This is a genomic window from Oscillibacter acetigenes, assembly GCF_025567605.1.
GTDB classification, from domain to species: Bacteria; Bacillota; Clostridia; order Oscillospirales; family Oscillospiraceae; genus Oscillibacter; species Oscillibacter welbionis.
The window spans coordinates 357,130-372,559 of the sequence record NZ_JAOQKG010000002.1 but is presented as its reverse complement, the minus strand read 5'-3'; the positions used below and the strand labels follow the sequence as shown (position 1 = coordinate 372,559).

Annotated in this window: 13 protein-coding genes; 6 read left to right on the top strand and 7 right to left on the bottom strand. The window is 56.4% G+C overall.

Annotation, left to right across the window (positions count from 1 at the left end; all coding sequences use genetic code 11):
- Positions 1-508 precede the first annotated feature (508 nt).
- The 5 genes from OCV80_RS05715 to OCV80_RS05695 form a co-directional block, all read right to left on the bottom strand.
- On the bottom strand, positions 509-1,879 hold the full coding sequence (locus OCV80_RS05715) for an MATE family efflux transporter (RefSeq protein ID WP_119310657.1): 1,371 nt from the start codon (positions 1,877-1,879) through the stop codon (positions 509-511).
- 55 nt (positions 1,880-1,934) lie between these two features.
- Positions 1,935-3,143 (bottom strand): GNAT family N-acetyltransferase, encoded by a 1,209-nt coding sequence (locus tag OCV80_RS05710; protein WP_025543535.1) that lies wholly within the window; start codon positions 3,141-3,143, stop codon positions 1,935-1,937.
- 231 nt (positions 3,144-3,374) lie between these two features.
- On the bottom strand, positions 3,375-4,085 hold the full coding sequence (locus OCV80_RS05705; RefSeq protein ID WP_249390697.1) for a TVP38/TMEM64 family protein: 711 nt from the start codon (positions 4,083-4,085) through the stop codon (positions 3,375-3,377).
- A gap of 65 nt (positions 4,086-4,150) precedes the next feature.
- Positions 4,151-5,173: a GNAT family N-acetyltransferase gene (locus OCV80_RS05700; protein ID WP_249390916.1), complete on the bottom strand. Its 1,023-nt coding sequence runs from the start codon at positions 5,171-5,173 to the stop codon at positions 4,151-4,153.
- A 27-nt stretch (positions 5,174-5,200) separates the two neighbouring features.
- The gene (locus OCV80_RS05695) at positions 5,201-6,532 is read right to left on the bottom strand and encodes an MATE family efflux transporter (RefSeq protein WP_136891520.1); all 1,332 of its coding nucleotides are present in this window, start codon (positions 6,530-6,532) and stop codon (positions 5,201-5,203) included.
- Between the two features lie 87 nt (positions 6,533-6,619).
- On the opposite strand from OCV80_RS05695, the gene OCV80_RS05690 reads away from it, so the two are divergent.
- On the top strand, positions 6,620-7,447 hold the full coding sequence (locus tag OCV80_RS05690; protein WP_021748948.1) for a MerR family transcriptional regulator: 828 nt from the start codon (positions 6,620-6,622) through the stop codon (positions 7,445-7,447).
- Between the two features lie 466 nt (positions 7,448-7,913).
- Here the strand turns inward: OCV80_RS05690 and OCV80_RS05685 are convergent, their stop codons facing one another.
- Positions 7,914-8,222, bottom strand: a complete 309-nt coding sequence (locus tag OCV80_RS05685) for a LytTR family transcriptional regulator DNA-binding domain-containing protein (protein WP_025543540.1) — start codon at positions 8,220-8,222, stop codon at positions 7,914-7,916.
- Positions 8,219-8,596: a response regulator gene (locus OCV80_RS05680; protein ID WP_025543542.1), complete on the bottom strand. Its 378-nt coding sequence runs from the start codon at positions 8,594-8,596 to the stop codon at positions 8,219-8,221. Before OCV80_RS05680 ends, OCV80_RS05685 begins: the two co-directional genes overlap by 4 nt.
- Positions 8,597-8,805: 209 nt before the next feature.
- Here OCV80_RS05680 and OCV80_RS05675 point away from each other — a divergent pair, with 209 nt between their 5' ends.
- The 5 genes from OCV80_RS05675 to OCV80_RS05655 all read left to right on the top strand — a co-directional run bounded on the left by OCV80_RS05675 (position 8,806) and on the right by OCV80_RS05655 (position 15,368).
- The gene (locus OCV80_RS05675) at positions 8,806-9,129 is read left to right on the top strand and encodes a hypothetical protein (protein ID WP_021751682.1); all 324 of its coding nucleotides are present in this window, start codon (positions 8,806-8,808) and stop codon (positions 9,127-9,129) included.
- Positions 9,130-9,346: 217 nt separating this feature from the next.
- A complete protein-coding gene (locus OCV80_RS05670) occupies positions 9,347-9,988 on the top strand; it encodes a GntR family transcriptional regulator (RefSeq protein ID WP_025543544.1) in 642 nt (213 codons plus the stop codon).
- Positions 9,989-10,151: 163 nt separating this feature from the next.
- Positions 10,152-12,143, top strand: coding sequence for an alpha/beta hydrolase family protein (locus OCV80_RS05665; RefSeq protein ID WP_136891518.1), 1,992 nt, complete (start codon positions 10,152-10,154; stop codon positions 12,141-12,143).
- 2 nt (positions 12,144-12,145) lie between these two features.
- Positions 12,146-14,110 (top strand): alpha/beta hydrolase family protein, encoded by a 1,965-nt coding sequence (locus OCV80_RS05660; protein WP_267288271.1) that lies wholly within the window; start codon positions 12,146-12,148, stop codon positions 14,108-14,110.
- A gap of 55 nt (positions 14,111-14,165) precedes the next feature.
- The gene (locus OCV80_RS05655) at positions 14,166-15,368 is read left to right on the top strand and encodes a hypothetical protein (protein WP_051319936.1); all 1,203 of its coding nucleotides are present in this window, start codon (positions 14,166-14,168) and stop codon (positions 15,366-15,368) included.
- Positions 15,369-15,430 lie beyond the last annotated feature (62 nt).

Below are 15,430 nucleotides of genomic sequence, written 5' to 3'. Positions count from 1 at the left end.
AGGGTCATGTCCTCAAACTGCTTTTCGTGGAAAATCATCCGCTATTCCACATTCTCCGCCGAAACGAAGCAAGGAACAGGCCATCCGAAGTTTTCCCTGCTCCTCTCCAACAAAAGCGGATGCCGGGCCATCCGCACCGCCGATAAACCCGCTCCCTGCTACATACGAAGTAGTCTTCGGCTGATCCGGGGCGCAGGGCGCCTGTCTGGGGCGATCCCCGTCGCCGCGGTCCGCAAGGGTCATAGCGCCGTCCTGCAGTTCCAGCGTAACGGTATAACTCATGGCGGCACAGTGCTCCGGATACTCCGTTCCTGCCTATGATCCCGGCTTTTCTGGGTGTGCAGAAATAGGCACGGTCATCCGCCCATTTCTCGATCCCCAGCAGCGCAAGGTCAATTTCCTTTTTGAAACGCTTGGTATGCAATATCCCGCAACCGTACAACCTCCTGCCGGTGGATTTTCGAGGCATTGTATCCTGGCACAATACCCAAAATCAGCCTGCGGACAGTCACTCCAGTCCGTCAACTCCCTGCGCCTGCCGGTGTGTATAACGGCGCAGGATCACCACAAACCAGGTGAACACGACGATGCCTTTTGCAATGCTGGAGATGCTGATGCTCCACCAGACCCCATCCAGCCCCAGTACCGTGGCGCTGAGGAATACAGCCAGAGGGATGCGGGCGGCGTTCCCGATGATACCGGCCAGCGTGGGCGGCATTGGGCGGCCCAGTCCCTGGAACGCGCCGGAGGAGGTGATCTCCAGGCACATCAAGATCTGGGAGTAACCCATGATCCGCAGATAGCTCACGCCGGTCTGCAGCACGTGGTCATCCGGAATGAATATCCGGAACAGCGGAACAGGAAAGACCACCAGCATAAGTGTGGTGAAGCCGCTCCAGACAACGATCATACCGATGGCTGTCCAATACCCCTTACGGATGCGCTCCATCCGGCCCGCGCCGAAGTTTTGTGCGATAAATGCGTTGACCGCCGTGGCAAATCCCTCCGCCGTGGTATAGGAGATGGACTCGATCTGCGAACCGACCTTCTGAGCCGCGATAGCGGCGTCCCCCCAACCCGCGACGAGCCTGGCGAGGATCATGGAGAGGCCGGAGAAAAACATGCTCTGGATGGAGACAGGCAAACCGATTTTCAAAATCTCCGCCCAGGCCCTCCACTGACTGGCCTGGAATATATGGATTTGCGGAAAAACGGTCATCTCGCGGCGGGCTGCCAGAAGGAACATGGCTGTTACGATGGCCTGGGCCAGAACGGTGGCTGTGGCGGCTCCGGCCACGCCCATCTGCGGGAATGGGCCGATCCCAAAGATCATAAGCGGGTCCAGAATGATGTTCCCCACCAGCCCGATGGCCGTGGAGCGCAGAACCACCACGCTTCCCCCCATAGCGGTGAACATCCCCGTAAAAATCTGATTGAAGAATGAGAAGAAAAATCCGGCCGCCACAATTACCAGATAGGTGCGTGCGTCCGCGATCACAGAGGGCGTGTTCAGCCTGAAAAATGCGATCAGCGGCCCGTTGAGTGTGATACAAAGCGTTGTAAACAGAACCACCAGCAAGGCCCCGAGATGGAATGCCGCCTGCCCATAAGAGGCCGCACGTTCTATATTTTGCGCGCCCAGCTCATGCGCCACTTTGACCTGCCCGCCCAGGCGCGGGATCATGGCAAGGCCGTTGGCGAGCCACAGATACATTCCCGCGGCGCCCACCGCCGCCACCGCATTGGCTGATACGCGGCCGATCCATATCATATCCGTCATATTGTAGGCCATCTGGATCAAAGACGTGGCCATGATGGGCAGGGCTAAACTGGTCAGGCTCCGAACAATGGAGCCCTCCAGCAAATCAACTTTCTGCATAGCGGGGGATCACCTGCCTTTGTGGAAGTAGTCTGAAAAAATGATATTCCGGCCCTTAGAAATAGTCGGATATATAGGGCGGCTGCTGCTCAATCGCGTCCTCCAGCATGTCAATCGTCTCCCCGCCGGCGTGGATTCTCCCGATTTTGGCGAGGTAGTCCGGGCGCTTATAGCCCATCAGCATGGTCGTCATGGTCTGGATGCTGATGCTGTCGGCGCACGGCTCGGAGATCTTCACAGCCGTCCCCCTGCCGTCCTTTGATATCTTCAGCAGGAACGAGCCCTGGTTGCACTCCATGATTGGGTCCGTCATGGAGAAGCGCCACTCCCGCTCCGTACCGTCCGCCTTGAAGGGATAGTCCGCGACGAACGCGGGGAAATCCACAATCCTCGCCATATAGTAGGGAGAGATGGACTCCTTGATGCTGGCGTCCTCCAGCAGGAAGGCCAGCGGCTCGTCCGTATAGGTGCTGCCCTCCACCCGGTCGATCATGGAGAAGTGGGCGGAAACAAAGTTCCACAGCCCCGTGCGGGCCTCCTCATGATTGAAAATCATGTCCTTGATATAGAACACTTCATTTTCGATCCAGTAGATGATATACCCGTCCGGCTCCTCATTCTCGTTATAGTAGATTGCCGCCATGATATCGTCCCGGTCCCAGAGCCAGTATTCGTTCCAGGCCAGCTCATCCCGGAGGATGGCTCCGTGGGTATGCTCGGCAAAGCGGGCGTAGGTCTCCTTCAGTTCCTCGCCGTCCGCCTTCACCCGGCGCACGCTGCCGGCGACCTGGTGGTTTTTCGGAAGCTGATAGTCCTTGATCTCATACGAGATCTTGTCCGAGATCAGTTCCCAGCCCTTTCGCCGGTAATAGGGGATCGAATAGGGGTAGAGATAGCAGATATACTGCTTTTTCTCCCTCATGTTTTTCAGGGCCTGCTCCAGCAGCTTGTGCATCAGGCCCATATTGGAGTATTCCGGGTAGGTCCCCACTCCCGTCAGGCCGCCCATGGAATAGGTCTTCCCAAAAACCTTGACGCGCATCGGATAGACCGCCACCTGGGAAACCAGGGTGTCGCCGTCAAACCAGCCGATCACGTCCGCTTTCTGCATGGTTGGAAATTTCGCCCGGATGATCTCCTTCTCCTGCCAGCCCACGGAACTGAGCTCCTGATCCGTCACCTGGAATACATAGCGCAGCAGGGCGTTATATTGTTCCAGATACTCATTGCCTACCGGCCGCATTTTCAAATCTTTTTTATTCATCAAGAATCACCAAATTCTCCGTTTCATACAAAATATATCCATCGTTATAGTATAGGGGAAGTTCAAATAAAAGACAAGCCGCCCCATGGCCCAACACAATCCCAGTTGTCTCAAAGCAGGATTACGCCCCAACAAGACAGCGCCGCCAGAAATCCGGAAGCGGCCGCCTTGTTGGGGCTGTCCACAGTCGCTATTCTCATTGAGCCAAAGAGGCCGGAACCTCTGCCGCAATCAGCAGGCCGCATCATTGCCTTTCCGCCGGGACAGGCGCTTCAGGATGGCCGCTTCGATCTGATCCCCATATTTCATCCCCAGAAGAAACAGGACTAACCCCGCTACACCGATCAAAACCATCGCCCACGGAGAGACATGAAAGGCGGCGCCGCCCAGGGCGCTGGCAAAGAGCAGTCCCCAGGGGCGGGCAAGCAGGACGATCACCGCAAAGCAACGGAATGAGAGCGAGGACAGGCCGGCCAGGATGCACAGAAGATCGTCTGGGAAAAAGGGGAAAAGGAACGCCAGAGTGAGGAACACCGGAGCCTTGGTCTGGAGGATCTGCTGATATTTTTCAGACAGCCTCCGGCTGACAAAACGCCCGGCAAAGTCCCGGCCCAGCACCCGGGCCAACCAGAACAACAGCAGGGAACCGGCGACTACTGCGGCGAAGGTGAGGAAAAAGGAAGGCCATGTTCCAAAGAGAACACCGCCCGCGGCAGCGGTAATATTGCTGGGGATCGGAGCCAGCACGACAGAGAGAAATTGGAGCAGGAAAAAACACAGGTGGGAGTATGGCGCAAAGTCGTCAATGTAGGCCCGCAGGGATTCCTGAGAGGACGCCGCCTGGAAAAAGCCGGTGGAGTATAGGAACCATCCACCTCCGACAATCAGAAGCCCCGCTGCGGTCAGGAAGAGAATACGCTGTCTGGATTTCGTAAAAGACACCTCTTTATCGTTGAGCCGTGAAAGGCATTTTATCACACGTGAAGGGGAAAACGACAGAAACTGTCTTAACATTCTATGAAGGAATCGTAAATAAACATGGTCAGGGTCCCGGATTTTCTCTTTGCCGCAAAGGTGTGGACGCGCTCCCCGCGGCGCTCCATGCCCCGGCACTCATAAAACGGGTAATTGCAGGTGGTGTCTGTGAACAGGAAGAAATTGCTGATCCGCCGGTTCCTCATGTAATCCCGCGCGGCATCAAACAGCTTCTTCCCCAGGCCGATGCCCCGGTATCTGGAATTGACCGCAAAGAAGGCAATCTCTCCCTGGTACTCGGTCTGGGTGTCCTGGAGGAGCTGCTGGTCGATCTCTTCCACGCCGGAAAAGAACCTAGTGACCATACGCCCCTCTTTGGACAGGAACAGCGACGCCACGGAGAGGAGCATCCGCAGTCTGAGGCGGAACGGGCATCTCTTCTCCCTGCGGTCTTTGACCATGATAATCCCCACCGGGACTTCATCCACCAGCGCGACCTGGGTAAAGGTCTGATTGGTGAGGCAGCTGTCCAGATAGGCCCGCGCCAGCTTCTGCGCCGCCTTGGGGGAGGCAAACTTGTCATACTGCCACGTCTCCCGGATGATCCCGATCAAAGCCGGGCGGTCTGATGTCTGGTATTCTCTCAATACGATCTGTCCATCCATTTTGTTTTCTCCATTTCTTCTTTCCAAAATCGTCTGCGGGATCTCCTGATACCGCTTCAGCACATAGTCCCGCTTTTTTGTGAACCACCGGTACTCTGTAATCAAGGCTCCGACCACAAACAGCGCACCTGCGATCAAAAGACTGTGCTGGAAGCCCGCCCATTTCAGGACACAATAGCTGATGCCGGACGAGAGCAGCGCGGCGGCCAGATAAATACCAATCGCGTACTGCTCCACCTTTTGCGGCGGCAGGGTGAGAAAGAAATCGTCCCATTTTTCGCTATTACCCCTGAACTGCTTCCCTTTCAGCCAAAAGAGCAGGAAAACCAGGCCCAGGCCGCTCCACAGGCACAGAAGCCATTTTCCTGCGATTACGGCCAGCAAAATCACCAGCTTCAAAATACTCCCCCCCTGGAATCAATAGCAGTAGCGCCGCCGGTATTTCAGGAGCATGACGGCGGACAGGACGACTGCCGCCAGCTCCGCGGCCGGTGTCGCCAGCCAGATCCCGGTGACGCCCAGAATGACCGGGAGGACCAGCATGGCGATCAGTGTAAAGACAAAGGTGCGGGAAAACGCCAGCACTGCCGAAATGAGCCCATTGGAAAGTGCGGTGAACATCCCGCTTGCAAAAATGTTGAAGCCCACAAAGAGCAGGGCCAGGGAACAGATCCGGTTTCCTGCCACAGCCAGGTCATAGACAGGTGTTCCGGGCCGGGCGAAGATGGACACCAGCGGCTCTGTGACAGCCAGAGAAACGAGCACGGTGGCCGCCGCGATCGCGCCGATGATTTTCAGGCTGGTGCGGACCAGCTTCCTGAGCTTCTCATGGTTCTGTTCCCCGTAATAAAAGCTGAGCATGGGGGCCACCCCGTAGGCATAACCGGCATACAGGGACCCGGCAAAGGCCAGCACATAGGAGATGATGGTAATTGCGGCAACGCCGTCCTCCCCTACATATTTGAGCATCGTCCAGTTGAACATCAGCGTGATGATGCCGTTGACCAGCGCGGTGGCCATTTCAGAGCAGCCGTTCGTGACGGCTCTCCCGAGCGTTTGGGGCCGGCAGACCGGCCTGACAAAATGGAGCAGGCTGTTCCGGTTGGAGAACACCAGCAGGCCCACGATGGCTGTGATGGAGTACCCCAGGCCGGTGGCAACCGCCGCCCCGCCGATCCCCCAGCGGAAAACGGCGATAAACAGGTAGTCCAGCACGATATTGGTCACGCCGCCGGCGACGGAGCAGAGCAGGGAAAGGGACGCCTTGCCTGCTGCGATCATATAGAGGGTGAAGTTATTCATCAGAAGAATAGGGACGGTGAACAGCAGGTAACGGCTCAGATATTCCCAGCAATAGGCGGAGACCTCCGGGGACAGGGACATGGAGCCGAAGATCTTCCCCATGAACAGATAGCCCAGCCCGCACATCACAAGGCCGGTCAGGACATTGACCAGGATCAGAAACGTAAAGTCCTGCTTTGCTTCATCGGGCTTTCCCTCTCCCATCTTTCTCATGATAGCCGCGCTGCCGCCGGTTGCGAGCATGGTGGAGATGGCCGTCACCAGCGCGATGACGGGATAGACCAGATTGAGGGCAGACAGGGCACTGGTCCCGATCAGGTTTGAGACGAACAGCCCGTCCACCATCGTATAGAAGGACATGAATACGCTCATGGCGATGGTGGGGACTGCAAATTTAAGAATGTTTGTCAGGGTGACGGGTCTGCTGTATGCAATTTCATTCTGCACGGAAATTCCTCCTGCTTCTTGTGGTAGTTACCGGCATGGAGTATCATAATCCCTACAGTTACTGTACGGTCAAGGGGGTTTTTGAAAATGCTGCGGGAAAAACCGAAGCTGTTTACCATCGGCCAGTTTGCCGCTCTGCATGGGATCAACAAAAAGACACTCATGTGGTATGATGAGATCGGGCTGTTCAAGCCTGCGTTTATCCACGAAGAAAATGGGTACCGGCTATACAGCTATTACCAGAGTACGGAGCTGGAGGTGATCCTGCTGCTCCGGGACATGAACGTGCCCATCCGGGATATTCAGGAATTTATGAAAAACAGGTCCGCTGGGAGCATGGCGGACCTGCTTCGGGATAAAATCTCAGAACTGGACCGGACGATCCAGGGGCTGAAGGCCGTCCGGTCAAAACTGTGCAGCCGCCGCCAGGAGATGACCGAACTTTTGGACCTGGACCTCTCCGAGATCTCCCTCATTGAGCGGGAACCGCAGTATCTGGCGACGGTGCAAACATCACCGGAAAAGTCCCTGGAGGAGGAGATCGAGCTGATTCTTGAGCAGACCAAGAAATATCAGCTTCCGCGTATGTACCAGACTCCCTACGGCTCCATGCTCCCGGTGGAAAACCTCCTGGCCCGGAGGTTTGAGGACTACTCCAAGCTGTTTATCGAACTGCCGGACACGCAGAACAGGATGGGACTCCACAGGCGCCCCGGCGGGGTCTATTTGCGGGCATTCTGCATTGGGAATTGGGACAGGCTGCCTGCCCGCTATGAAGCGATCCTCCGCTACGCAGAGCAGCACCATTTACAGTTCTCCGGCTATGCCTATGAGATTGGGATCAATGAACTGGTGATCGACAGAATCGAGGACTATATTACAAAAATTGAAATCCCGGTTTTGAATTTCAATTGACAACAAAAAGCCAGGGTGCAGCAATCTGAAAAGATCACCGTTCCCTGGCTTCTTCATACTCTATTCGCTGGACTATGCGTTTTAATGCCGCAATTTCATACCCGGTTTTAAACAGAATGAGGCCGCAAGCACTCTGCGGCCCATAGGGTTCAATCGTAAACCAGGATTTGATTGAGGGCTACGCTACGTCGTCAGTAACATGAAATGTAACTTTACATGCCGTCGCATCAATCTCGCAAATCATCGCATAATAAGTTCTTTCTGTGCAAATATTCCCGTCAGGAGTAAGACTGACAAGCACCAGAGCGGTTCGCTCATCATCAATGTCAACAGCTGTAACGGCATCCTGAACAATTCCTGTATTTTTTCGTAAATTCCGATCTCCACGGACCAAGGTTATAGGAACGCAAAGGCGCTGTCTTCACAAATTCTGTTCTATCTTGCGCGTATATATGCAGCCCCTTTATCACTGCGTCTTAAAAATTATTTTATCGCAAACGTTGAACTGCCCAGCGGCGGCAATGTCCCTTACTAAAACAGAGCAACGGCAGCGGATAACCTGATCTTCCAGCTGTTCCTGGGCGTGTTCGATCGTCTCCCGCGCAGTCACCCCCTGACCCGTCAAATGACAGCAAATAGAATGGGCCACTGTTTTGACGGAATCCACATACAATATCTCAGAAACCGGCAGCCGTACCGTTTCATCGATCCCGATGGGCAGTTCGACGGTGTCCCCGTCCGCGCTGTTTTGCTGCTCCGGCACCGCCATTTTCAAATATCGAATATACTCCCGAACCATCTCATTCTGATCCACACATTTTCAATAAACCCAAAGGGCCGCACGCCGCTGCGCAGAATATCCATGCCCTTCTCCCCATGGCCGGTAACAAAGACGATTTTCCCGCCGGGGTCCGTGTGGTAGATCTGCCGGACAAGGTCCACGCCGTTGGGGGGAATCCCTTCCCAGGTCATAATCGAGAAAATAGAGATAGCTTCCACCGCTGCGGATAAACTGGAGCGGCTCCTGACCAGCAGAGGCCAGACAGACAAGTTGGCCTCTGCTTTGCTTTGCCGGATCGCCCGTTCCAGCAGCTCGGACAGAAGCTGCAATGTGAAGGGATCGTCGTCGCAAAGAACGATCGGTACCATAGGCGGAATCCTTTCTTGTCCATCTTTTCCCGCAGTATATCAGATTGAAAGGTTTTGTCCTGAATAAATGCAATTTGTCCTGAACGCATAGGACTAACTCGCATTTAAAGCCGAGGACGCACATCTGGGGCCAAAATCCAGCCTATCGCTCTTCATTCATGCTACAATGCCGCCGATAACAAGAGGGGATAAAAACCAAGGATGTCCCCATGAATCAAAAGGCAACACGAAAAATTACCCCCGCGGCTGTCAGGCTGCTGGCATTGGATGCCGTCCGGGGGGCCGTGATTGGAATGCTGATCGGGACAGGCGGGAGCAAGGTTCTGCTGGCGGCGGCGCTGCCGGAAAGGAAGCTGAACTTGTTGTATCGTCCTTTTGCAAAGGTCGGAAAAGCTGCGCTGATGCTATACAGCGTTCCATTTGTATTGGCATGGATTTTGATGCTGTTTGGACTGACACCTTCTCTTCCCTCGCACAATTTCCCGGCGGGGATGTTGTGGTCATCCTCATCACACTGGCTGCTGGCTGGATAGGATATTTGATAAGGCCTATCTAATGTGAAGCGAGATGGTAGATATAAGAATCAGAAACAAACGCATATAGCATCTTGTTGGCATTTTTAACAATAATTTCTTGTAACCCCTTGTGAATTTATCATGAATTTTCGCCGCCCAATAAATGACACTTCTATTCCCTATTGTTTTTTTCTCTGTTCTCGATTACACTTATTTTAACTGGAGGAAGAATTCCATGAAAGTAAAGAATAGCCTGGACGAAATTTTGTATGAGCATATTGTTGAGAGCCTCATTAATGGTGATTATGAGATGGGACAAAACCTGACCTTGGACGAACTGGCTCATCGCTTCGAGGTCAGCCGAACGCCGGTGGTTCAGGCCGTTAAATTACTGGCCAATGACGGGATCCTTCAGATCATGGGTAATGGCCGCATCTATGTGCCGGAGTATGACCAGGAGCATGTGCGCCAGATGTGTGAAGTCCGTCAAATGGTAGAGGGACATGCGCTGGAGCGGTTTATGTCCGGCCTTGGGCTGTCGGCAGAAACCGTATTAGCCCAGTTGAATCGTTACAGTGAAGAGGGTGTCCGCCTCACCGGCAGTTCTTTTTCTCCAAAAGAATTCGCCATGTTGGACCGCCGCTTTCATCGGTTGCTTGTAGAAGCGTCAGGGAACAGGATTCTGCTGGAGACGTATGACCGGGTACAGGGGCGCTTTCTAGTGTCCAACTATCTGCTTTGCCCTTTGCGGCTCCGGGACTTTAGCGGCACAGCCAGAGATCACGTTCGCCTAGTAGAGTCCATCCGTTCCGGAGATATCACGAGGGCCCAGCACTGTTTACAGCAGCATATCGAAGGTGTGCTTCGCCGGTTGTAAGGATGGGGCCATTTTTTAATTATTTATTTTTAATTAAAAATAAATAATTAAAATCAGGATGCTATTTCCAGTTTCCAGACGCCGCCTCTCCCGGCAGCAGGACACATCTGCGGTGCCGCTGGTACAGGATGAAATTTGTAGTCAATGACGAAATGGAGTGAATATGATGGAGCCTATGATCTGCGAAACATTCCTGCAATTCCGATATCTCAGCGACCTGGGTCTCTCGCCGGACGGTCGGTACACTGCCTATATCCGCCAGCAGGCGAATTTGGCCTCCAATGGCTATGACGCCCGGCTGTGGGTCTATGACCACAGTACGGGGGCGGACCGTCCCCTCAGCTCCCTGAGTCCGGTGCGGGCTTTTTCTTGGATGGATAACCGGACCATCCTCTTTTCCGGGATGCGAGGCACAGCCGGTTCCGCTTCTCAGGATACCACTACATATTACGCGCTGCCGGTGGATGGCGGCGAGGCGCAGCCCCTGTTCACCGTCCCCATGCGGGCGGGCAGGGCCCGGCGCTTAACGGACGGGCGGTTCGTTTTCACCGCCACCGTGGACATGAACCGCCCAAATCTGGACAGTCTGAGTCCCCCGGAGGAAGCTTCGGCCCTGGAGGAATACAAAAACCGCACCTATGATGTGCTGGAGGACATTCCCTTCTGGGCCAACGGCCTGGGCCTCACCAGCGGGCAGCGGTCCCAGTTGTATATCCACGACCCTGCGTCCGGCGTAACCACCCCCCTCACCGCGCCGCCCTTCAAGGTTACAGGCTTTACCGTGGAAGATGGCCGGATCCTCTATACCGGTCATCGCTTCACGGATGTCCAGACTCTGCGCCACGGTGTTTTTATCTGGGACGCGGCCAGTGGAGAGACCCGGTGCCTCCTGGAACAGGACCGGTATCTGGTGAAGCTCTTTGCCCTTTGGCGGGACCAGGCGGTTCTCTGTCTTACCGACGGGCTTGGCTATGGAAATGGGGAAAATGGCGATTTCTACACCATCCCTCTCTCCGGAGGAGAACCAGAGCTGCTCCTCCGCCACAGCCATCATTGTGTGGGCAACACCGTGGCCACCGACAGCCGCCTTGGTGCCGGAGAGACCTGGCGCGTCTGCGGAGACACGCTCTATTTCCTCTCCACCGTGGACCGGGACAGCCGGATTGAGGCTTTGGATCTGACCTCCGGCGAGGCCCGCCCCCTCACCGGGCCGGGCAGTGTGGAGTATTTGGATGCCGCGGCAGACCGGCTGGTGTACCTGGCGTTTCGGGAAAACCGGATCGGAGAGATCTACACTCTGGAGCATGGCCGGGAGATCCGTCTGACCCACGCCAACGACGGGATCTATGACCGCTGCGCCGTCTCCACGCCCCAGCCGCTGGAGGTGGATACCGGAGGTCCGCTGCCGGTCCAGGGGTGGGTACTCCCGCCGGTGGCCTACGTTCCCGGCAAAAAATACCCAGCCATTTTGACCATCCATGGCGGGCCCCGCCTGAGCTACGGCTCGGTGTTCTTTCACGAGATGCAGGTCCTGGCGGGAGCCGGATACTTCGTTCTGTTCTGCAACCCCCGTGGAAGCGAGGGCCGTGGAAATGACTTTGCCGATATCCGGGGCCGGTTCGGGACCATCGACTATCAGGATATCATGGCTTTCTTGGACGGAGCCCTGGCCCGCTGGCCGGACATCGATCCCACCCGTTTGGGCGTTGGCGGCGGGTCCTATGGCGGTTTCATGACCAACTGGATCATCGGCCACACGGACCGGTTCCAGGCAGCCTGCTCCCAGCGGTCCATCGCAAACTGGACCGGGATGGAGGGCACGGCGGACATCGGCTACTACTTCGCCAAGGGGCAAACCGGCGCTTCCCACCGGGAGGATCGGGATCTCCAGTGGCAGCAGTCCCCTCTTCGCTATGCCGATCATGTGACCACGCCCACATTGTTCCTCCACGGTGAGGAGGACTATCGCTGCTGGAAACTGGAAGCGATCCAGATGTTCACCGCTCTCCAGCTGCGGGGAGTTCCCTCCCGGCTGTGTCTTTTCCCAGGGGAAAACCACGAACTCTCCCGCTCCGGCCGGCCCCGTCAGCGGCTCCGGCGACTGGAGGAAATGCTCCGCTGGTACCAGCGGTATCTCAATAAACAGGAGGCATAATTATGGAACGCATCAAAGCAGATGACTTGTACGCATACCGATTCCTCTCCGAGGTGGCGGTCGCACCCGACGGGGCTCACGCAGCTTTTGTGTCCCGCCGGGCCAGAGATGATGGAAAAGGCTATTACGCCTGCATCCATCTGCTGGACACCGCAACCGGCGCCGTTCGCCCCCTGACCGGCAACGGCGACGAGGCCGCTTTTCGCTGGCTGGATTCAAATACGCTGATCTTCCCCTCCTGCCGGACCGGGGATCAGCCTGGTAAAACCGCCTTTTACCGGCTGGACATCCGGGGAAGCGAAGCAGAACGGGCTTTCACCATTCCCCTGTCGGTAAAGCAGTTTCACCCCCTGCCCGACGGAAGATGGTTCGTCCTGACCCGGCGGCCCATGACCCCTCCGGAGGACCTGCCTGCGGACCAGCCTCAGCCCGGCCGTGACTATACGGTTTTTGACGAACTGCCCTTCTGGGCCGACGGTCTGGGGATGATTAACGGCACCCGGATGAGCGGATGGATTTTCGATCCTGCCGACGGCTCCGTAAACCAGATCACCCCTCCCACCTATGACATGGAAGGAGCGGCAGTCTCTCCGGAAGGCTCTCGGATCCTCTATTGGGGTGTGAGCTTTGAGGGAATCCGGCCTGACTACCGGCAGCTGATGCTCTACGATCTGGCCACCGGCCAAACCCGGTCACTGGTCCCCGATAGGAAATATCGGATCACCCAGGTGGGCTGGTGGGGCACGGATATCTGGTTCGAGGGCGGCGACCCACACACCAGCGTCTCCCGAAGCCCCAAGCTCTATCTGCTGAATCCGGCCACCGGGGACTGCCGGACCTTCTGCGCCCCGGACGGTTTTTTGGGTACCTCCGCCATCGGGGATATGTCTTTGGGCGGCGGCAAGGTCTGTGCCGTCCAGGGAGACAGTCTCTATGCCGTCCGTCTCCAGCGCGACGTCACCGCCCTGCTGCGCTTCGACAAGGCGGGGAACTTTGCTCCTGTGGCCTCCTATGAGGGGATTGCCTGCTTTGATATCATTGGAGAGAACGCCTATCTGGCAGCTTTCCGGGATCACCGGCCTCAGGAGCTGTACCGCCAGCCCCTCTCCGGCGGGGAACCGGAGAGGCTCACCCAATTCCACGACGCCTTTCTGGAGACCCGCCAGATCTCACGTCCGGAGCACATCACGTTCCGCAGCCGGGACGGTCAGGAGGTGGATGGCTGGGTCATCCGCCCCTCCGGATACGAGCCGGGGAAGAAGTATCCCGGCGTATTGAACATTCACGGCGGCCCCAAGGCGGCCTACGGTTCCCAGTACTACCATGAGATGCAGCTGCTGGCCGCTGGCGGTCGGTTCGTGTTCTATACAAATCCCCACGGCAGCGACGGTCGGGGGCAGGATTACTTCGATCTGGTAGGTCGGTGGGGCACCATCGATTACCAGGATCTGATGGACTTCACCGATGAGGTGCTTCGCCGTTATCCGGACGTGGACGCGGATCGGTTGGGCGTGTGCGGCGGGTCCTATGGCGGCTACATGACCAACTGGATCATCGGCCACACCCAGCGGTTCAAGGCTGCCTGTGCCATGCGGAGCATTTCCAACTTTGTCACCTCCATCTCCACCTGTGACAAGGGGTATCTGTTCCTGCTGGAGCACATGGGCCTCAATGCCCTGGAGCGGAAAGGCGTCATCTGGGACGAGAGCCAGATCCTCTGGGACAAGTCTCCCCTGAAGTACGTCCGCAATGTCACCACTCCCACCCTGTTTATCCACTCCAACACCGACTACCGCTGCTGGATGGACGAGCCCCTGCAGATGTTCACCAGTCTGCGTCAGCAGGGTGTTCCTTCCAAGGTGGTCCTGATTCATCAGGAGGGCCACGAGCTCAACCGGTCCGGGCGGCCGGTCAACCGTCTGATCCGGCTCAACGCTCTGTGCGACTGGTTCGACCAGTATCTCTAAAAGGCTGCGCCGGGCGGCCCTTTCAATAAACAGATAGAGAAAGGATGAATGACAAGTGTTTGATATGTTGCTGTGGTTCGCAGTGGTGATGGTTCTCTTCGCTGTCGGCGACGTAGTGGCCAAGCTGACCAAAGCCCGGATCTCCTCGGTGTTCGCCACGCTGATGCTGTTCCTGGTCCTGTTCGTCGCCGGCGTATTGCCCGCCGACATCATCGAAAAGGCCGGTCTCAGCGCCGCTTCCAGCTGGAGCGTGCCAATGCTGCTCTTCGCTATGGGGTCCATGATTAACCTGCGCCAGTTCATGGATGAGTGGCGGACTGTGGTCACTTGCTGGTTCGGTATGCTGGCGGTAATCATCGGCGTCTCACTGACCATCCCTATCATCGGCAAGGAGATGGCCCTCAGCGCCATCCCGGTAGTCAACGGCGCTCTGCCCGCAACGCAGATCATGACGGAGGCTGCCACCAAGGCTGGCTATCCTCTGGCCGCCGCGCTGGCTGCCATTACCTTCGCCGTGCAGAAGTTCGTGGGTACGCCCTTTGCCTCCAGCGCCAGTCTCCGCTATGCCCAGGGCCTGATCGGCGAATACCGGAAGGCCAAATCCAGCGGCACCCTGGACGAGTTTATGGCCGCCGCGGGCAAATCCGAGAATCGGAACAGCGAGGCAAAGACAGCGTCCAAGAGGATAACATTGGCCGAGAAATTTGACGGCTTTTATTCCAGCAATGTGTGCATTTTGCTGGCAGTAGTCGGCGGCCTGCTCTCTGTATGGCTGGGTGAGCTGACCCACATCAACTACGCCATCCTGGGGCTGGTGTTGGGCGTGATCTTCACCCAGCTGGGTGTGGTGCCCAAGAACCTCCTCCAGAAAGCCCAAGCCAGCGGTTTTATCAACATGGTGGTGTTCGCTGCCATCATTCCCGCCCTGGCCAACATCTCCATATCCGACCTCATCGACCTGATCCTCCCGCTGGTGGTTGTGTTCGCGGTGTCGGTACTTTCCATCTTTGTTATGATGAAAGTCCTGCCGGTGTGGAAGATTCTGGGGGATAAGTCCATGGCCTTCGGCGTAGGCTTCTGTCAGATGCTGGGGTTCCCCTCCACTTACCTAATCTCTGTGGAGGTATGCAATGCTGTGGCGGAGGATGAGGATGAAAAGGCCTTTCTGATGAGCCGGGTCATGCCTCGCCTGGTAGTGGGCGGTATGGCCGCAATGGTCTCTATTTTGGTGGCCGGTGTGATGGCCGGTATGCTGTAAATTGCAGCCGATCAGATCCTAAAAACTCGGATTCCCTTTAAGATGTTTTCGGGTGAGGACAT

Excerpts from the sequence above, each read along its gene's own strand:
- OCV80_RS05715 (WP_119310657.1), bottom strand. The coding sequence starts at position 1,879 with ATGCAGAAAGTTGATTTGCTGGAGGGCTCCATTGTTCGGAGCCTGACC.
- OCV80_RS05710 (WP_025543535.1), bottom strand. The coding sequence starts at position 3,143 with ATGAATAAAAAAGATTTGAAAATGCGGCCGGTAGGCAATGAGTATCTG.
- OCV80_RS05690 (WP_021748948.1), top strand. The coding sequence starts at position 6,620 with ATGCTGCGGGAAAAACCGAAGCTGTTTACCATCGGCCAGTTTGCCGCT.
- OCV80_RS05680 (WP_025543542.1), bottom strand. The coding sequence starts at position 8,596 with ATGGTACCGATCGTTCTTTGCGACGACGATCCCTTCACATTGCAGCTT.
- OCV80_RS05675 (WP_021751682.1), top strand. The coding sequence starts at position 8,806 with ATGAATCAAAAGGCAACACGAAAAATTACCCCCGCGGCTGTCAGGCTG.
- OCV80_RS05670 (WP_025543544.1), top strand. The coding sequence starts at position 9,347 with ATGAAAGTAAAGAATAGCCTGGACGAAATTTTGTATGAGCATATTGTT.
- OCV80_RS05665 (WP_136891518.1), top strand. The coding sequence starts at position 10,152 with ATGATGGAGCCTATGATCTGCGAAACATTCCTGCAATTCCGATATCTC.
- OCV80_RS05660 (WP_267288271.1), top strand. The coding sequence starts at position 12,146 with ATGGAACGCATCAAAGCAGATGACTTGTACGCATACCGATTCCTCTCC.